Origin of the sequence: Rhizobium sp. Root708 (assembly GCF_001429725.1) — a bacterium.
GTDB lineage: Bacteria > Pseudomonadota > Alphaproteobacteria > Rhizobiales > Rhizobiaceae > Rhizobium.
This window is the reverse complement of sequence record NZ_LMHV01000004.1, coordinates 1-18647: the sequence shown is the minus strand read 5'-3', so window position 1 is coordinate 18647 and position 18647 is coordinate 1. Positions and strand designations below refer to the sequence as shown.

The following is an 18647-nucleotide window of genomic DNA, read 5'->3' as shown; positions in this document are numbered from 1 at the left end:
CGCCGGCACCTATTCGGCGTTGGCGAGGGCTTGCTGCTTCGAGATCTCCTGTTCAAGCCGCTGCAGAAGATCCTCGATCACGCTGCGGAGCTGCAGGCGCTCCTCGGAGCCCCAGTTCTCGTCGCGCATTTGTTCTGGTACCCACGACAGCCGACCGTAATTTCCCGGCGCCACCAGCCCTTGAATGCGCGAGAAAGCGCGGCCGATCCGTTCCGAGAGCCGCATCATGACCGTGGAGCTGTTCAGCGGCGGTACATCGTTCAGGCCGGGAATCTCGCGGCCGAGTGCGACAATCGAGAGAGCCGCTGAATTGACCTTACCCAACTCAGCCACCAGCGTATCGATCGCCTCAGAAGCCTTCACGACGGAGGCGAGGTAGGCATCAGCATGAGTGCCGATTGCCTCCCCAACCTTGCGAGCCCGGTCTGCCTTCCACAAAGCCAGTGCGCGATCTTCTTCTCGATCGACCTGGGCCTGCGCCAGCACAACCGCTTCCGCCAGCCCCTCAATGGTGATTTGGAGAGTGCCGATCTCGGCATCGCGGTCGAAACTCTCCCCGTCGATCCGAGCTTGAGCGCGAGCCCGCTTGAGCCCTTCAAGGTTGGTGACAGCCTGGCTTCGTTCGGTGGTCAGGGCCTCAAGCCGCTCGCGCTTGGTCTGGGTCATTTTTGTCCTCTGCGTGGTTTGCGATCTGTTCACATACGTTCACATCGAACCGTTTCTGTCGCAAAGCACAGCTTTTCATTCGGCTCCTGGCTTTACCTTCTTGATTAAGCCGGCAAGATCGGTGAGCGCGTTTGTCAGCGAATTTAGGTCTTCAGCCTTTTCATCCTGAAAAACATTTGGCTCTCCCGCTTTCAACATTGCGGTCGCCGAGCGTACCGCATCCGAAGGACCTCCGAGATCAATTGTGACCTGAAGCGCCGCAAATTGATTCTCAATGACAGACAGTTCGCGCGTGAAGTACCTTTGAAGCTCGATGGAACGACCATAGAATTTGAAGAAGAGGAGAGCCGTAAACTCTATGAGGAGGATCAAACCGACCCAAGGGCCGCTTCTCAAGGCAACGGTCGGCCAATGAATATCTCCCGCGACTTGAGCATCATTCACCACATACAACCTGAGCCCCGCGACAAGTACACCCGCAATCGCGAACAGGTATGCAAGCCTCCTCGAAACAGCTGCTGCTGCTTCAGCTCTTGAAGCTGGTCCTTCGAGATTTTTCTTGTTGCTGTCCAAGGTCAGCTTGAGATGATCCAACGCTTTCAGTTTGGTGGCTTCGACGTGGACACGAGCCGATAGCGCGGCATCAACTTCTTCAATCAGCGTGTCATCAAGCTTAGCCTGAACGACTTTTTTCAGAAAGTCGTCGCTCTGCAAGTGTTCTTCTATCCTTTTTTCCACCTGTGTCTTCAAACGATCGAAGACCTGGCGCTCGGATAACTGAATGCGAGATGAAGCCTCTCGCTCCAATGTGTCTCTCAAGTTGGGTGAGTCTTTCGAAAGAAAAGACACCAACAATCTTGACCAGTACCGAAGCAGATCAGGGGCTGCAAAAAAGATCACTGAAACCACTGCTACTGCAAAGAAGACGCTCAACGTGCCGTTGCCTAATACCTTAAGCATCGTCTGCAAAAATTCTGTGATGTCCATTATCCCCAGCCCGCTGCCTTGATCTAGATGAGGTAGCAGCAACATAATGCGGTTGCGAGTGGGCCAGTCGAACAACCCAAAATTATTTCAGGGGACCGACCAGTTCGACGAGCGGCTTAGTCGTTTCGCAATAGTGGTGCGCGCGTGGGCAGACCATCACCCGGCGCCCACCAGAACGTTTGCCCGAAATCCTTCTTCATCCGCTTTTCATAGCGACTGAACGACTGCCGATAATTCGGATCGATCATCGCCTGGATGTTGTCGAAGATCAGTCGATCGGTTGCGGCCTTCGTGTACCAGAGCGACGATCCGGGCGTCCAAGCCTTGAGATGGTCCGCCAGGTCCTTGCCGCTAATTGGCGGGCTGCGCTGGGCACGCTGACCGAAGAGCCTTCCTATGCGATAAGCGCCCTCCTGAATGACATCTGCAGTGGCGCCCATGACCGCACCAGGTCCAGGACCAGCGATATACTGCGCAATGCCTTCTTTGCCGCGTGTGGTCGAGCTGTAGAGGAAGTCGGCCAGCATGCCGCCGCCGCCGCCTCGCAGGAAGGCCTCCCCCCAAAACAGAGGAGATGACATATCGTTCGGATCGCGACCGGAGATGAGCGACTGAGCCTGTACCAGGGCGGCGCCGCCGATTGTTGTCATCAGCACAAGCTGCGTCGTCCGGTAAGCCCGGTTCGCCATGCTGCCCTGCGTCAGTGCGCGCATCATATGGGTCATCATAAAGCTGACGGGAAAGCTTTTGAACTGGGTCGCAGACCGTACCGCTTCACCCAGCACGGTGCCGCGCTGCATCCCACCCGTCATCACACTCCGCACCCGCGAGTCCGGCTCGACTACGGCGAAATGCCGCTCGTCAATGATGGCAGACATCAGCCGGTCAGCCAGGCGCTGATCCTCGACGCCGTTGACATCGAAGAACTTGGCGCCCTCTGCTTCGAGGTGCGGCGCAACGCGCAGCTTGTCCCAGTCTCCGGCATCGAAGCCGTATCGACCGAGGAAACCACGGAACACCGGATCCAGATCCTCGAACTTGTGCTCTGTCTGCCGCGCAATCATACCCATGAATTCCATGGAGAACGCGCGCTTGAGCCCTTCCGTCCATGTGTTGATGCCAGTGACGCGCATCAGACCGTCGGCAATCCTGCCGGTGTAGCCTCGGCCAAGTACCTCGTCATCAAACCGGCGCGTTCCGATCGCTGTGTCCAACACCGCGCCGGCGGTCAGGTTGAGCTGGCGTGCGAGAATTTCGGCGCCTTCGCGGTTGGTCGACAGATCTCTCACCAGCCGACCGATCACTGCCGCGGCCGGGATATCGTTGTAATTGGCAGCGAGCACTGCCGTCATGGAATCGCCAGGGATCGCAGCGATGGCAGCGGAGCCGAGGCGCGATGCCGTTTGCAGGTTCCGCATGCCACCAGCAATGCCGGCTATCAGCTCACTCTGGGCAACCCCGAGCTTGCCCGTCAAAGCGTCGAAGGTCCGCTGGACTGTTCTGGGGTCATTGAGCGTCAGCCGCCCCTCAGCCCTCTGAGACAACTTGCGCGACGAATGGTCCTCAAGGGCCGACTGGATCAGCTTGTTGAAAGTGCCCTCATAATTCGGACCCAGAACCTCGACGAACGCGATCTCCTTCGCCATCGACTGCACATGGCCCATCATCGTATTGAAGAGCCCACCCGAGCCAACACCGTATTTCTGCATCAGGCGCTTGTAGGTGTCTGGATTTTCGAAACGGAAGACGCGGAGCTGGTTGGAGAAGCCGCCAGCACCCGAGCCTTGGCCCTTGCCGATGGTGATATCCTTGTACGCGTTGGCGATGATGCCGGGAACCGCAGCTTTCGGCGCATCGCCCTGACCGGCCTTGTCCATGACCTTCAGATTGCCGGACTGGTATTCGGTCATCAGATCATTGAGGAACGTATTTTCGCCGACGGACTTGACCTGCTTCGCATCCCAGCTCTGCGGCAGTCGCCAGTCTTCGAGCACAGAAAGCGGTTTTCCCTCGCGCTTCACCCGCTCGACCGCATATTTCGCTGTGTCGCTGAACGCCTGGGCCGCAGCCTTGGCATCCGCATCGCCGGTATCGACGCCGTAAACCTCGTCGACGACATTCCAGATGCTTTCGGTATCCTGCCGCAGACCTGCCATCGTGGACCGATATTTGTCCATCGTGCCGTTCATGATGCCGAGCAGCTTCTTGGTGACGGATTCGGCGTGGCTCTCGATGTTCAGCGCATCGCCGGTTGCGGCCCCGCCTTCCCAGTTGTCGCGCACCAGCGCAGACATCAGGCCGGTCGATTTCCCTTTCGGGTGAAGCTCCATGCGATTGCCGATCTCGGACTGCCGGATCGCCTGCTTTGCCGCCATCAGCTTTCGCTCTTGAGCCGCCTGCATCATCACGCGGGCAGCTTCGAGCGCACCCGCAGCATCAGCGGACGCCGGTCCCATCGATGGGTAAAGCCGACCCTGCAGACCTTCGTGCAGAGCCTGGGCATCATCCGCCGCTTTCTGGCTAATCCGGTTCGCCGCGACCAGGCGCGCAAGGCAGTTCTCAATGCTCATTCCGATATCCTCAGTTAGCGCGAGCTGGCTACGACCACAGGCTCGGGCGTCAGATCGATGGTCGACGAAATTCCACGTGTCTGCCGCGCGGCCGCGCGCGCCTCGTCATCCGTATCTGGCGTCAGGTCGATGACGTATCCGGGGGTTACATTCACATTGTTGATCTGAGTGTGATTGACCACCTGCGTTCCAGGCTTGTCGAACGCCAGAGTGTCAGCGGCTTTCAGCCGAACGTTCTGCCCGGCGGCGGTCGCCTTCAACTTTTCGTCGTCTCGGATCTGGGCAATCGTCCTGATACTGGCCGCTCTCTCGCCGTTTCTCAGCGAGACAACCTGCTGCTGATAGAATTGCTCGACTGAAGGCTTCAACATCGCAGCGCGCAGCGCGCGACCCGTTATGCCGGCGGCGGAGGCGGCATCTTCCAGCTTGAGGATTGTAGCGGGTTCGCCCTCTTTACCGAAGACGAGATACTCAATCGCGGTCCGCACCGACGCAGTCAGGCCGGAGCCGCGCCCCGTCGCCTTGTGACGGCCGGGTTTCGCGACCTCACGCCGGCGAGCCGCCAGCAAGGCCTTTGGATCTGCATCGTGCCTGGTTGGCATCGGCTACTCCGCCGCCAGCCATGCCGCCAGCGAGATCGAGGGCGTCGTGCCGCCGAGCAGCGCATAGAGCTGAAGGTATCGAAACAGGTATTGACCGCGCAGGTTCGTCACCGGGGCCACGAAGCGGCTCGACTGTCGACCAGCAGCAGGAACGGCAACCGACGGCGGCACCACGGTCGGCAGCAGCCGGCCAGCAGACGCCGCGGCAAAGTCCTGTGTCGCCAACACCTCGACGTTGCCGTTACCGAAGGCCGGATCATTCGAGGCCAGCAGCAGTAGCCGGTACGTTTCGTCGCCCGAAGACAGATCGAGTGCCGTCAATTCTAGCGTCAGGCGACCTTCCCAGAGCCCGACGCCAATATCGACCTGCGACTGCATGTTGTTGACATAGCCGCTCGCGGTAAGCGTCTGGCCAGTCGAGAACGCAGTCTGGATATCCAGCGGCACCGCGCGATGCGGCAGGGACGACGGGAGAGGAGAAGGGTTGCTCAGGGGCATTGGAAATTCCTCAGAGTTGGTTGAAGAAGGTTTCGGCCGGCGTCGGGATAGACGTCCAATAGGCGTGCCTCATGCGGACACCTATGAACTCTATGAAGGCTTCCGCGACGGCATCATCCGGAGGCCTGTTGGCACGCCGCGCTTCGAAACGAGCATCGGCCTCCTCCGTCGTCCAAGGGCGGTCGCTTCGGAAAGAGTCCGGCCAGCGCCGACAAGCTTCTTCCGCATCAGCCTTCGAAAGATCGATACCGCGATCCCACATGTAGGGGTGATAGATGGTTTGCTGCTCGGTCATCACGATGTTCCTCGTGTGGGTGAAAATTTCGAACCCCGATGTCTCAATGGGCGCGAATACAGCGTGAGGGTGGAACTGGGAATTTGCGGGCGGTTTTTGCCCCCACCCCCCTGCCGGCGTTGCGATGGCATGAGCAGGGGGGTGGGGACTGCCGCCGCTTTCACAGCGTCCGCCGCCTCAAGCGGACGGTGCTAAGCCGCGTTTGCCTTGTCGACGTGATTGGTCAGCAGGTGATCGTTCTTCAACGACACTGGCCCCTTGTGCTCACCTGGCGCAGAAGATGCTGCCGCAGTGTCAGCCTGCATGACTGCAAGCTCAGCCTGACGCCGCTGATCAGCCGTGAAGGGCTTGAACGACCACTCGTGGGGAAATCTCTCCACAGCGCCTTTGGCGTCAATTTCGAGGAGGTTGGCGGTCTCGCCGTTGATGCGATGGATGGTTACAGTCGGAAGCATTGCACACTCCGTTTGGCCTTATCGGCACTGTTTGAGGCTCTCGATCGCCGGTCCATCGCCTTACCGTCGATCGCATTCGCTGAATAACGTCACTGGATCCGCGCCGATGTTGTCCAAAGCGTTGTCACCGGCGCGGATATCGTGAAAGCAGGAGCTGCCCGCTGGAACCTATATTACTGTATTAACATGACTTTGCAACGATAACTCCAAAACTCGCCATCCGGTTATCAACCGCTTGGTATCATTTCAGGCGCTGATTGATGGTCGCGAAATGCTCGCGGGTGTCTCGCGCTCGATCACAACACCACCTTCTGCTCTTCAATCCTCATCTTCTGCCGATAGGCCATGAGCGAGACCACGTTGCTCTCCTGTTGCTGGTGATGACGTGACAGGTGGCTGTCGACGTCTTCCCTTCCGAGACGAGCGTAGACAGCTCTGACAATGTCTGGTGGGAAGCAGTCTTCAAATCTGGTCATTTCGTTTTCTCCATCGCTTGAGAGGTTTGGCATTTCAGGATTGGCGTCCGAACGAAGGTCGGGCTAGCCGGTCCGGCAATGAGGACTAGCTGCGCGGCAATGAGCGCATGATAGTAATGGGGAGCAAGAACTTGATCCCTCCTAGAACTCTCCTTGAGCCTTCCTTGAGTTATCCTTGATACCGGAATCCGACGCGCCCTTGATACCGGAAGCCATTTCACCGAAAGCGGAGGCGATCTTCGCCCACTCTCCGGTTCGTCCGAACCACGCTTTCGTCTGCTTAGTGTGTGGCTTGTATAGGAGGCGCGCGACCCCGATGAGCTGTATGTTTGGCTTCAGGTCTTCAACGGGGATGATCACCGCGTCCTCGCTGACGTGCCACGACATCATTCGCCTTCCGGCCGCTAAAGCCGCATTCGTGATTGCCTGCTCACCGGGTTCGCCGTGGCGGCCCATTGGAAGAGGATGATAGACCTCGCCAGAAAGGCTATCAGCATCAACGAGGTGCTCGACAAAATCGACAAAGCCAGCACGCCGCAGCATTCTCCATGCGCCCCAAAAATCCGGCACGATGAACTTCGCATCCTGATATGCGCTGATGACAATGCCACCTTGCTCGCTTGGTATCGGATCGAAGCGCCAAAGCGTGTATGGGCCATATGCCCCCACGATTTCGCGCTGGTATGGAATTCTGATCCCGACACCGGGTCGCCACTCGCACCCACCGTTCCCATCGAGGTCATGGAAGAAGTAGAGGTCGACAAAGAGCCTGAGAGCGTTGATGTCTTGCGCCTGCCGCAAAATGCGGACCGGGGAACGCTCCCCCGCGGCGCCCTCGACAATGGAGAGCGGAAGCCAAATGAACGCCGGCTCTACGCTGATATTCAGATCATAGCGGCGGAGCTTGCCCTTGGGGGTTACCGTCATGAAGTCGTGCTCGACAAGTCTTCCGATGGCTTCCTTCGCGCGAACGTGATGCATGCCGGTGCGTTTCTCGATGGCCTCGGCGGACCAGTTCGAGACGGTGTGACTTCTGCCCGCTCCTGCAGCGATCACGACGTAGCAAACCGCTTCGTTAAGCCCGAGATCGCAAATCCGCGACCAGACATTGCGATCGATCGCGAAGAAACGTTCCGAGACTGGTACCTTTTCTGACGCGTCTGTTTTCATACCGGCCTCCCGCAACGTTTGCAGGGCATCGGCTCGACCGGATCGAGCACCTGCCTGGCAGGAAACTGCAGCCCACAAGACAAGCATCTGAAGATGCGCGTGATCATGACCGGCCCCTCGAATAGGTCTGCTTCAAAGGAGCGGCTACTGCCTGCGCGCCGGGTCATCCGAACGCCTTCCGACAAACACGGAACTTGTTTGCCAGCGCGCATGCCTCAGACGCTTCAAGAGGGGTGAGACCGAACCGTTCTCTCATGATGGGAATGATCGGCTGAGGCGCTGGGTTCTGCTCGGCAAGCCACTGGGCGGCAACGACGGCAGCGTCCGTGTGCTCGTGATCCGCCCCGGTCATGCCGCGGCTCCATCACGCTCAGCGACAAGCTGCTTGATCCAGTCATCGACATCAGACTCGAGCCAGGCATTGCGCCGCAGGCCCATTTTCACCGGCTTAGGAAATTTGCCGATCTTGATCAGTGCGAAGAGTTGTGACCGTTCGAAGGAAATTCCCTTCGCAACGAGATCCTGCGGGGACAGTAGACGCATAGCTTTGCCTTTCGTTTACCCGCCTCGACCGGCTCGCCCGAAACAAACACGCGCAGAGAAACCGTCGAAAGATCGATCGAGATTTCTACATGCAGCGCGCAGAGTGTCGGACTTGTATGTGCCGGGATACTGGCGGATGCGTTAGTCAGGGCAAGCTTCTCTAGGCGTCTCCTTTTGATGCTTCATATCAACGCTTAAACAGCGTTATCCATCAGAAACCCTGAAAATCAAGCACCGTCAAGCCGTGTTTCTGTCGAAATTTATGACGTTGTCAGGAGCCGTCGGTGCGACGATATTCTTGAGCGCAACGGCCCAACGATCGAGGGCTTCCCGCATCTCGGGTTCGAATTCATATTGGTCATAGACACGGCGCAAACCTGTCTTGCCGTGGCCGATCACCATCTCCGCAACATCAGCATTTATCCTCAAGCCAGAAAGCCTCGTGCGCACAGTCCGGCGTACGTCGTGAAATACCCAATCAGGTAGGGTCGCGTCTGGGTCCGCTTTGCGGAGTTCGGCGAGCATTGCCTTATCGAGCGCACCTTTCGCCCTGCTGAACCCGTTTATTGGCTTCACGCCCAGTGTAGTGCTGAACAAGCACTGTCCCGAATCCTTCCCCTCGAACCGCGGCAAGCTGTCGATAAGCTCTATTGCATCATCGGAGAGCGGAACGATGTGGGACTGACCGCTTTTGAACCGCTCGTCCGGCACCGTCCAGAGCCGTCGATTGTGGGATACCTCAGAACGCTCCATATCGGAGACCTCGGCCTTTCGCTGACCGGTAAGCATGAGGAGCTTGTAAAAATCGCCAAGCGGATACGGTGTCGCCTCGGCGGCCGCCCAGTAGGCCCGGATCTCGTCGTCGGAAAACACGCGCGTGCTTACCGTTTTGCTAAGCTTGAAATGTTTCGGCTGCAGGTGCGCTGTGGGATTTATAGACAGCTCGTAACCCTGTCGACGTTCCGGCCACATGGCCCACGAGAATATCGCCTTGATGTGACCCCAGACATTATATGCCATTCCCGGCGCCGGACGATCGCGGATCGCACCGACAAGCTGCGCGATATCGGCGTCGGTGACATCCGAGATCTTCTTGGCCGCCCAGGTGTTTTGCCAGATGACGTTATCATCCTTGTCCTTGCGCTCAAGCAACTCACGACGGATCTCGCGTGCGTCCTGCTCGACGTGACGGTTGCGCTTGCGGGTTGGAATATCGGCGAGGTAGTCCTCGACCACACTGGCGAAGGTGTGCCGTGCCGCTTTCTGCCGATCGTTCGCCAGTCGCTTCTCGTATTCGACAGGATTGATGCCTCGCTTCAGCAGGCTGCTCCATTCCTCAGCCAACTCTCTGGCCCGCGCCAGCGACATCGCAACTGGCGGACGCGGAAGTGGCTTCCCCTCACTCCGCAATCGCAGTTCGTCGTCGGAAGACTGAGCGTTGAACTTGCCTAGCGTCTGGGGTGCAGGATGGATTTTTCCCGGTAAGCGGGCAACGAATATGAACGTCGCCTCCCCTTCATCATTTACACGAACGCACAGCTTTTCGGTGTTGTCTGAATAGACCACCCTCTTGCCTTTGGGGGCTTTGGGAGCGTCCTTGAGCCAGTTCTGAGTAAGATGTTTCTTGGGCATACGCCAGCCTACATTGGACAACGGTTTGGACAACAAATCTAGCCGCTTTTAAACCGCATTACCATCCGCTAAACGACACTATCACGGATATAATAGCGCAGAATCAGGGCTTTAATGCACATTAACCAGCGCTAAACTTCACTACCGAACGATAACCCAATCGGCTCATAACCGCTTGGTTGGGGGTTCGAGTCCCTCCGGGCCCACCAAATTTGCAAGTCATTGAATTTATTGATTAATTTCAAGCCGATTTTTCCGGATTACACACGCCGATACGCCCGACTTTACACATCGCGAGCCAACGAAAGGGCTCGACATGTATCTTTGGCGCCGTCCTGCGGGATTCACTTTCCAGCAAGGGATCCCCAGTAACGTCCGCGAACGGCTGGGAAAATCACCTATTCGAGTGAGACTCGGCCCGATTTCTGCTGGAGAGGCGCGGCGCAGGGCACGGATTCTCGCAGGATCGATGACGATTCTAATCGAGGATGAGACGATGACCCGAGAAATCCTGTCTGCAAGCCTGGCAGCCGTTGCCGCCGAGCTAGATGGCATAGCGAAGGAGGATCGCCATCTCGGATTCGCTGCTGGAAACTTCGAAAACGAGATTCAGGAGCTCGACAGGGACGAAGGCGCGTCTGATATGGACCGCAGGTTGGCGGACCACATTCGGTCGGAAAAGGCGTCGGTTGTCCGGCGAAAGAAGACCCTTGTAGGATTGCGATCACAGTTGAACAGGATCGGCTCCGCGCTCGCCATGGACAAGGTTGCATGGGAGGCCGAGCGGAGCACATTCGAAACCACCGTCCGCATCCTTGGAGGGATCGAACGGCAGGCTGCCGTAGTGCCGCCTATGGCTGCCGAGCCAATCGCTATAGAGGCCCCTATGGCTGACGCCCGGTCTGCATCCAAAGTCGATCCCCGTGCGCACTCGCTCTCGACGCTGTTCAGCGTGGCCGGACGAACTGTCCTTGACGCACGCAAGGGCACATTGAAACCCACCGACAAGAAGGGGTCCAGATATCAGGAACGGTTGGAAACGACCTTCGCGGCGTGGCTGGATGTCATCGGCGACGAGCCACTAAGCTTCTACCTTCCGGTTCATCTACAAGACTTCGCGACGGTGATGGCTCGTGTTCCTGCCAATCGGTCGAAGTTCCCGATGTTTGACGGCCTTACGTTGCGCGAAATGGGCGAGAAAAATGACGCGTTGCCTGCGGGCGAGCGGAAGGAGCGCCTAGCGGTCTCCACAATCGCGGGTCATCTGCAGGAGATTCGAACGATATGGAGTCAGGTTTCGGCGGGCCTCCACGGGCTCAAGGACTTCAGTAGCTACAACGTCTCGATGCCGAAGGATGCGAAAGAGGCCATCGTGCGCCAGCCTCTCTCGGTCAGTTCCCTGAACATTTGGATCCTTGACAGTGTGACTCCCGGGAAGATGAAAAAACCGCACAAAGCTTGGTTGCCACTGGTCGGACTACTGACAGGCATGCGCATGGCTGAATTGGTCTACCTTCAGAAGACCGACATTGTAAAAATCGATGGAAACGAGGTCTTCGACCTGCGTCTCCCGTTGCTGATCAAAGGCGAGCAGGTCGATCGTCCCACGAAGACCAAGACCAGCCAGCGAATTGTTGCAATCCACCCCTTGTTGCACGAGTGTGGGTTCATCGACTATGCCAAGAAAATTCGCGCACCGGATGGGTTTATTTTCAGCCGCTACCTAAACGCCAAGGACCCGGCCGACGCCGCGCAGAAACAGATGAGCAATTGGATGCACGATCTGGGCATTCACGAGAATCAAAGCCAAGTTTTTCACAGCTTACGGCACAACGCGAAGCACTGGTTCCGTCATCATCTAGGTGAGCGCATCGCAGATCTCCAGCTTGGTCACGCGTTGGACAGCGTCAGCAAACGTTACGGCTACAAAGACTTGGAGCCAGAGGAGGTCGCGATGGTGATGGCGATCCCTTGTCCGAAAGGCGTGGATTTTTCTCCATTCACGAACCTTCGGAGCCGATAGGAGGCTTCTGTCTCGGCGTAGAGCCGCCATCATTCCGGATCAACTTGGAGGAAGGCAACGAGTCTGTCGATCAGTTCGGCGCGATCCTTGATCTCGCACTGCCACACAACAAGCACTGACCACCCGAGCCTCTCAAGCGCATCAATATTTCTCGAATCCCTTGCGATGTTGGCGTCGAATTTTGCCTGCCAGAAATCGACCCTCGTCTTGGGTGTGCTCGCTAGCCGACACCCAGCATGGCGATGCCAGAAACAGCCGTGAACAAAAATCACTTTCCGCCTGCCCGGAAACACTATGTCAGGTGATCCGGGCAGATCCCTGCTGTGAACCCTATATCGCAGCCCCATCCCGAAAAGCAGGCGCCTGACGATCATCTCTGGCTTGGTGTTCTTACCTTTGACATGGGCCATCAGCGCCGATCGCTTAGGATCGACGCGTGTCATGCCGGGACAGGTCGCCTAGCGGGAACAAGAAATTCATGGCGTTCTATCGAACGCTCGACTGCCCGCACGACACTTCGAAGGTACATTGCAGTATCCCTTGCAATCGCTCGCAAAATAATGACGGTTTCGTTTGCTCCGCACTCTTTGAATGAGATGCTTCCGTGGGCCAGTTTGTTCCGCAGCTTCACCACCACCGCGAGCGGGCCATCCTTATCTCGGACCCTACGTTTCGCAGCGGTTCGAACCGTAGGCGCAAGGACGAGGCGAAGACCAAGGCGGTCGAGCATTTCCTCTATCGCTGTGTCATTCCAGTTGCCGCCTCCACCTTTCTCAATCTTGAAGGCTCGGAGAGGCTGCGGTGTCACCAGAAGCTCAGCTAGAGTCAATGCGTTACGGAGTCGGTTCTCCGCATTTAGATCCTGATTGGTGTTCACGACCACCTTCACCCATTCCTTACGGAAGGCTGGCGTCAAATCGCCTGGTAGCCATCGACCGTTTGAAGATGCCGAAGCAAGTGCCTCCAGGCAACGGGTCATCGTTGCCTCAATCAGGTTGTAAAGCTGAACGAAGACGCCAGCTTTTAGAATGTCGGTCTGGTCGGTCGATATGGTCGCGCCTGTCTCACCAAACCTCGGGGCGCCGCGCTGAGTTGCGGCCTCCAACGCATCGAGGAAGTCCAGGTACGCGTTAACTTCGCTCAGACGCTCATCAAAGGCAGTTTCAAGGATTCCCGGCATTTCCGGACAGCCTTTCTTTAACAAAGTTGATGCGGCCACGAAGCTTGGAAAGCACGTTCGCGCCATCTGAAGTGGTGACGTTCGAGAAGCCATCCGAATCCACCCACGACGTGACAGGATCTACAGGCCCGTTCACCTTCAACGCTGGGTCATCCTTAATTGCGAGGTAAGTTCCGATCGCCAATGCCTCGAAGCGCACACGAGGGGTTGTGGTGCTGGTTTTGGTCTTGCGGAATCCATTGGGGCTGTTCTGTTCAATGAATGCGACCATGTCAGCAAACCGGGCACGGTATTCGGCGACGAGTGCTGGATTGTTGGTGAACTCCTCGTTCATTCGACGCGCGTAGTCGAAAAGAAAGACTGCAGGGCGATCTTTGTACCCTTGCAGGCCATCGCCGTACGCGAAGAAGCGCGTGACCAGCTCTTCCCTTTCGCGTTCGTTCAGTGCCTTCTGAGGAACTGGTGCAAGCTTGGCGAAGCGTGGCAGTTTCGCCAGTTCGATGACGAGATTGAGGAACGGTCCGCCGAGAGCACCCCGCCGCACCTCAGCCTTGTTCGCTGCCTTGCTACCCGTATTGATGCGCTCGAACATGTCGAAGCGAGCTTGCTCGTCGGCTTTTTCGTTAAGAACGATTCCCCGAATGGAGCGGTTCTTTATCTTGCGCTGACGGGATTCCAGGAGATCGGAAAACTTCGAATTCGACAACGAGGACAGTTCTTCAAGGTCACCCAACTGTAGATCACCATGAATCCATTCCTCGATGGTGCGAAGTCTTTGGGATCCGTCGACCACTTCCAGTTTTCCGTTCGGCATTTCCCAGAAGAACAGAAATGGAATGGGAAGTCCCATAAGAACGGATTCGATGAACCGCGACTTTCGATAGGGTTCCCATGTGAATTCTCTCTGATATGGCGGAACAACGAACTCCCCGCCTTTCATTTTGTCGGCGAGGTATTCGATGGTGAATTCGCTCAGATAAGAGTCGATCCTTTTCGATCGTTCGATGATTTCTTTTTCGGCAGCCTCTTGCTGCTCAGAAGAGAAGTCCTTGTGTTCCGGTGCCTTCGCCACTCATGTCCCCCAAACTGATTCCGCTCAACGAGTTATACTCGTCGGAGTTGATACCGGTTCTAGCAGGGATATCAAGGTGAGCCATTACACTGTGGCCTATGGCTTCACCGAGCTTGGGCGGGACGGCGTTGCCTATGAGCATACCCACTTTGGCGAAGCTCGCTCTTTCACCTTTCGGCAGGAAAGAATACGAAGCAGGGAACGACTGGATGATGGCGGCCTCCCTTAGCGTTATAGCTCTGTCTTGCTCCGGGTGTCCGAAGCGTCCATTGCCATATCCAAAGCACTGCGTCGTCATCGTCGGTGCTGGTTCATCCCAGCTCATGCGACCGTATACTGCCGGATACGTCTCGCCAGTTTCCTTGAGGTGGCAGTCGGCGCGAAGTGCCTCCGGCCAATCTCGCCAAGTCCCGCCTGGCTTGGAGGCACGAATGCGCTGGAGGTTTTTTGGACTCAATCGGCAGGCTGAATGAAGTTGGTCTTTACGATCTGCCTCCCCCGCCTCCAGACGAGGCAAGCCCGCGATCGCATGCGCAACTGTAGGACTCGATCCCCGAGTACTTGCCGTTGGCATGGAAATCTTCCCGATGAGGGAAGCGATTAAGACAAGACGTCGGCGCGATTGCGGTACTCCGTAGTCACTGCAGAGAACTTCATCCCAGACGGTCTGATATCCTGCCTCTTGAAGTCCGGTGACAAACTCCTGCCATATTGGCTTGCTCGCGAGACCCCGTACGTTCTCCATCGTGACGATTTCTGGGCGCGATTCGAGCGCGAGTCTTAAGAACGAACGAAGCAAAGACCAGCGGTCATCGGGAGTCTTCCGGCTTTGCGAGTAGGTGGAGAACGGTTGGCAGGGAGCGCAGCCTGCCAACAATCGAACGTCAGCCCCTGCAAACCAGTGGGAAAGTTCATCGAGCGTGACGTCCGCAACACTCTTCTCGGCGAATACACCGCCACAATTCTTTTCGAATGGATGGCGACAAGCCGGATCGAGGTCGACCCCCGCAGCTATTTCGAGTCCTGCAGACTTGAGGCCATAGGCAAGCCCCCCGGCTCCGCAGAACAGGTCAACCACCTTCACAACAGGGGCACGGTCGATCGGCAATACAGGCTCTGCATTCATACCAGCCAAAATACTGATCCCTGTGATTCGAACAATGCTCTTGAGGCTGCTGACCTCATAACGGACTGGACAACCGGAGCCCAGGTATATTTGCATCGTCTCGCATCGGCGCTTGACCCACGCGCATTATGCTCTGAGCATGAAAAAAGCCGCTGTCATCGGGCTGGGAACCCTCGGCGGCTTTTTTGGAGACTGTTCAATAATGATGAACATCGGCGATAGAATTGTAAATACCCCATTGACGGGTAATTGAGCCGGGGGCTGGGACATAGCCCAGCCCGATCGACAGAACTTCCTACCCTACAGCGTCAACAAATTTTGCTGGATGCCAAGGCTTCCGCACCCGGCATCTTCTCCCTCGCTTCTCTGCCCGGCGCATCCTCGGGAGCATTTGCGGGTCTCCTCGACTCCATTCATGCAAGCGTCCCACGTCCTGCCGACGACACCGCTGGGCGAGTCCGTCAGGCCGCGCAGAGACCGGGCGGAGCTCCGGTCCTTGGGAGTGGAGGAGCTACGGTTCCACGCAGTGGGATCGGAGGGCCTTCTCTCCCCCGCCCGCAGGGCTCTTCTTCTGTCAAAAGGTGGTCACTTCTAGGAGGCATCCAGAAGCTCTGCCGTCCGGCCGATCCTGCCGAGCGTGGACCTGCCGTCTGCGGCTGCGGTCGCCCCGGATATGACGCTGCTTCGGTCAACGTCCACCTCCGTTGTGACGAGACGACCGGAGAATTCAGGGCGGGGGTGTCCGGTGTATACCGCTGCGGGTCGCCGTGGTTGTGCCCGGTCTGCGCGGTGTGGAAGGCGCTGGAACGGGCAGAGAAGATTGAAGATGTCGCCAAGGCAACCTTCGGGAGGGGTGGACAAGTCGGCATGCTGGTTCTGACGGCCTCCCACTCGAATGACATGTCTCTGGCCGATGTGAAGAAGCTCGTTCAGGACGCCTCCAGCAAGGCCCGGAAAGGCCGGGCGTGGATCGATGCGCAGGACGAGTACGGAATCATGGGTGTCGTCGTAGGGCAGGAAGTAACCTATAGCCGCGTCAACGGCTGGCACTATCACCAGCACCTCTGCATTCCGGTGGACGGCCCGACAGACGAAGAAAAGGCCCGTGCGGGCGAGAATGAGGCCGTGCTTGAAGCCCTTGTTCGCGAACGGGCAGAGAAGGCCGCTCGGTGGCTCGCGGCGGCCTACAAGGACCAGATTCGTGCGAGGGGCGGCAAGGTCTCCGATCGCCATGGTTGCCGGGTCCGTGTCGCTGACGACTGTGAAGATGCGAGCGGATACACGGCTAAGGGGAGCATGGCGTGGGAGGTGTCTGGCGGTCACAAGGACGTGACGAAGGCCGCGTCGTCCATGACCCCATGGGATGTCGCGGCGGCCGCCATCGATGGTAATGCCTTCATGGTGCAGAGGTGGCGCGAATACGTGGACGTGATGCCCGGCACGAGAACGTGCGTCGTGTCCGCCGCTCTGGCGAAGAAGCTGGGCATCACAGCTTCGGAGACGGAGGAAGGCGAACAGGAACTCCACGAGCGCGACGACATCGTCGGCCGGGTGGAGGCTCCCATCTGGCGACGCTGGATGCGGTTCGGCCTCGCCGCAACGTTCTTGAGCCGCATCGAGTACGGCGGAGCGGAGGGCTTTGCCGATGCCGTCGATGCGACCGAGCGCGATGCGGATATCTTGACCGCCCGGAGAGCGGAAGATGAGGCCGCGCTGCGGAGCATCGTTGACGAGGTATTCGGGGGGGCCACGGTCGTCCGGCTGGACTGCAAACGCGCTGACGATCGAATTCCATTCGAGACAGCCGAGCAGGCCGCCCGGGAGGCGAAAATGCGGGCCGTCCGGGAGGCCGATCGACGCCAACGATTGGCTCCGAGCGACGGGCGGCCGTGGGTCCTTGATTGCCGCGAAGCGGCGTGACGACGGTGCTCGTCGTTACCATGGCAACCATCGTTGCCTCGTCGCCCAGGGACGACGACAAAGCCCCCGGCAAGTGGCCTGCCCCAATCGGGTGATCCGGGTTTAATGTTAGTGCATGCTGGGTCTGGCCGCTACCGCCGGGGTTGATGCCGGTCCGTTCTGACGCGGCCACNTGGCCTGCCCCAATCGGGTGATCCGGGTTTAATGTTAGTGCATGCTGGGTCTGGCCGCTACCGCCGGGGTTGATGCCGGTCCGTTCTGACGCGGCCACACGGTGGCTTCGGGTGCTGGTGGCTTGTAGTTGAGCGCTGAGTGCGGACGTACGGTGTTGTAGTGCTGCCGCCAGCCCTCGATGATGATCTTTGCCTCCTTGAGCGTGTAGAAGATTTCTCCGTTGAGCAGTTCGTCCCTGAGCTTCGAGTTGAAGCTCTCGCAGTAGCCGTTTTCCCACGGACTGCCCGGCATGATGTACGCCGTTTTGGCACCGACCAGCGCAATCCACTCCCTCAAAGCCTTGGCGATGAACTCAGGACCGTTGTCGGAACGAATATGTGCCGGGATGCCGCGCAGGATGAAGAGGTCGGAGAGCACATCAATGACATCCACCGCCTTCAGTTTTCTCTCGACCCTGATGGCAATGCATTCTCGTGTGAACTCGTCGATCACATTGAGCATTCGGATTTTCTTTCCGTTGTGGGTTCGGTCTTCGACAAAGTCATAGGACCAGACGTGGTTGGGGTATTCCGGCTGAAGCCGAATGCACGAGCTGTCGTTCAGCCAGAGCCGACCGCGCTTGGGTTGCTTGGAAGGAACTTTCAGCCCCTCACGACGCCATATTCGCTCGACCCGTTTGACGTTCACTATCCAACCAGCCYRGTGCAGCATTGCGGCGATGCGACGGTAGCCATAGCGGCCATACTGGAGAGCGAGTGCCGTGATGTCGGCGGTCAATGCCGCCTCGTCATCCGGTGTCTTTGCGATTTTGCGCTGCGTAGAACGATGCTGGCCGAGAACCCGGCATGCCCGTCGTTCGGACACGCCCAATTCAGTGGTGACATGGTCCACACAGGCACGGCGGCGGGCGGGGCTTAGAAGTTTCCCCTGGCAGCCTCCGCAAGGATCATCTTGTCCAATGTCAGATCGGAAACTGCCCGGCGCAGGCGAGCGTTCTCGGTCTCCAATTCCTTCAGGCGCTTTACCTGATCGCCCTTCAGGCCACCGTATTCAGCCCGCCAGCGGTAATATGTAACTTCCGTTACGCCTATCGACCGGATCGCTTCCGCCATTGATTTGCCCTGCGCATTCAGCACGTCAACCTGACGAAGCTTCGTGACGATCTCTTCTGCCTTGTGTCTTTTCGCTGCCATTCCAATGTCCTTCTTCGGCTCATAAGCCATACTTCAAGAAGGATCACTTTTCAGGGGGCAGACCA

19 protein-coding genes are annotated in these 18647 nt (G+C 57.9%); 2 read left to right on the top strand and 17 right to left on the bottom strand.

Annotated features, from left to right (window positions below; genetic code table 11):
- Positions 1 to 9 precede the first annotated feature (9 nt).
- The 12 genes from ASE04_RS04145 to ASE04_RS04090 all read right to left on the bottom strand — a co-directional run bounded on the left by ASE04_RS04145 (position 10) and on the right by ASE04_RS04090 (position 9927).
- Positions 10 to 666: a hypothetical protein gene (locus ASE04_RS04145; protein WP_056812464.1), complete on the bottom strand. Its 657-nt coding sequence runs from the start codon at positions 664 to 666 to the stop codon at positions 10 to 12.
- Positions 667 to 741: 75 nt separating this feature from the next.
- The gene (locus ASE04_RS04140) at positions 742 to 1653 is read right to left on the bottom strand and encodes a hypothetical protein (protein ID WP_156408705.1); all 912 of its coding nucleotides are present in this window, start codon (positions 1651 to 1653) and stop codon (positions 742 to 744) included.
- A 116-nt stretch (positions 1654 to 1769) separates the two neighbouring features.
- Complete coding sequence (locus ASE04_RS04135) at positions 1770 to 4223, bottom strand: hypothetical protein (protein WP_056812458.1); 2454 nt, start codon at positions 4221 to 4223, stop codon at positions 1770 to 1772.
- Positions 4224 to 4237: 14 nt separating this feature from the next.
- Positions 4238 to 4825, bottom strand: a complete 588-nt coding sequence (locus ASE04_RS04130) for a hypothetical protein (RefSeq protein WP_056812455.1) — start codon at positions 4823 to 4825, stop codon at positions 4238 to 4240.
- Positions 4826 to 4828: 3 nt separating this feature from the next.
- On the bottom strand, positions 4829 to 5323 hold the full coding sequence (locus tag ASE04_RS04125; RefSeq protein ID WP_056812452.1) for a hypothetical protein: 495 nt from the start codon (positions 5321 to 5323) through the stop codon (positions 4829 to 4831).
- Positions 5324 to 5333: 10 nt separating this feature from the next.
- Positions 5334 to 5618: a hypothetical protein gene (locus tag ASE04_RS04120; protein ID WP_056812449.1), complete on the bottom strand. Its 285-nt coding sequence runs from the start codon at positions 5616 to 5618 to the stop codon at positions 5334 to 5336.
- Between the two features lie 191 nt (positions 5619 to 5809).
- Complete coding sequence (locus ASE04_RS04115; RefSeq protein ID WP_056812446.1) at positions 5810 to 6073, bottom strand: hypothetical protein; 264 nt, start codon at positions 6071 to 6073, stop codon at positions 5810 to 5812.
- Between the two features lie 296 nt (positions 6074 to 6369).
- Positions 6370 to 6549 carry a hypothetical protein gene (locus tag ASE04_RS04110; protein ID WP_056812441.1) on the bottom strand — a complete coding sequence of 60 codons (180 nt, stop codon included), beginning with the start codon at positions 6547 to 6549 and terminating at the stop codon, positions 6370 to 6372.
- Between the two features lie 141 nt (positions 6550 to 6690).
- Positions 6691 to 7719, bottom strand: coding sequence for a hypothetical protein (locus ASE04_RS04105; RefSeq protein WP_056812440.1), 1029 nt, complete (start codon positions 7717 to 7719; stop codon positions 6691 to 6693).
- A 163-nt stretch (positions 7720 to 7882) separates the two neighbouring features.
- Complete coding sequence (locus ASE04_RS04100) at positions 7883 to 8071, bottom strand: hypothetical protein (RefSeq protein ID WP_056812437.1); 189 nt, start codon at positions 8069 to 8071, stop codon at positions 7883 to 7885.
- The gene (locus ASE04_RS04095; protein ID WP_056812434.1) at positions 8068 to 8262 is read right to left on the bottom strand and encodes a helix-turn-helix transcriptional regulator; all 195 of its coding nucleotides are present in this window, start codon (positions 8260 to 8262) and stop codon (positions 8068 to 8070) included. Before ASE04_RS04095 ends, ASE04_RS04100 begins: the two co-directional genes overlap by 4 nt.
- A gap of 237 nt (positions 8263 to 8499) precedes the next feature.
- Entirely contained in the window at positions 8500 to 9927 is a 1428-nt protein-coding gene (locus tag ASE04_RS04090) for a site-specific integrase (RefSeq protein ID WP_244490330.1), read from the bottom strand.
- Positions 9928 to 10363: 436 nt separating this feature from the next.
- Between ASE04_RS04090 and ASE04_RS04085 the strand changes: the two genes are divergently transcribed.
- Complete coding sequence (locus ASE04_RS04085; RefSeq protein WP_056812428.1) at positions 10364 to 11917, top strand: hypothetical protein; 1554 nt, start codon at positions 10364 to 10366, stop codon at positions 11915 to 11917.
- Positions 11918 to 11946: 29 nt separating this feature from the next.
- Here the strand turns inward: ASE04_RS04085 and ASE04_RS04080 are convergent, their stop codons facing one another.
- Genes ASE04_RS04080 through ASE04_RS04065 form a run of 4 tightly spaced genes read right to left on the bottom strand, consistent with a single transcriptional unit; the run spans position 11947 to position 15391 of the window.
- Positions 11947 to 12360: a very short patch repair endonuclease gene (locus ASE04_RS04080; protein ID WP_056812425.1), complete on the bottom strand. Its 414-nt coding sequence runs from the start codon at positions 12358 to 12360 to the stop codon at positions 11947 to 11949.
- Complete coding sequence (locus ASE04_RS04075) at positions 12357 to 13097, bottom strand: MAE_28990/MAE_18760 family HEPN-like nuclease (RefSeq protein WP_056812422.1); 741 nt, start codon at positions 13095 to 13097, stop codon at positions 12357 to 12359. The genes ASE04_RS04080 and ASE04_RS04075 overlap by 4 nt, the downstream gene beginning before the upstream one ends.
- Positions 13081 to 14169 carry a DUF262 domain-containing protein gene (locus ASE04_RS04070; protein ID WP_056812419.1) on the bottom strand — a complete coding sequence of 363 codons (1089 nt, stop codon included), beginning with the start codon at positions 14167 to 14169 and terminating at the stop codon, positions 13081 to 13083. The genes ASE04_RS04075 and ASE04_RS04070 overlap by 17 nt, the downstream gene beginning before the upstream one ends.
- A complete protein-coding gene (locus tag ASE04_RS04065) occupies positions 14132 to 15391 on the bottom strand; it encodes a DNA cytosine methyltransferase (RefSeq protein WP_244490329.1) in 1260 nt (419 codons plus the stop codon). The genes ASE04_RS04070 and ASE04_RS04065 overlap by 38 nt, the downstream gene beginning before the upstream one ends.
- 642 nt (positions 15392 to 16033) lie before the next feature.
- Between ASE04_RS04065 and ASE04_RS04060 the strand changes: the two genes are divergently transcribed.
- Positions 16034 to 17215 carry a hypothetical protein gene (locus ASE04_RS04060; protein ID WP_056812416.1) on the top strand — a complete coding sequence of 394 codons (1182 nt, stop codon included), beginning with the start codon at positions 16034 to 16036 and terminating at the stop codon, positions 17213 to 17215.
- A 207-nt stretch (positions 17216 to 17422) separates the two neighbouring features.
- Here the strand turns inward: ASE04_RS04060 and ASE04_RS04055 are convergent.
- A protein-coding gene (locus ASE04_RS04055) for an IS3 family transposase (RefSeq protein WP_156408704.1) occupies positions 17423 to 18582 on the bottom strand; the annotation gives its coding sequence in 2 pieces (ribosomal slippage) (positions 17423 to 18318 and positions 18318 to 18582; 1161 coding nt in all).
- Between the last annotated feature and the right edge of the window lie 65 nt (positions 18583 to 18647).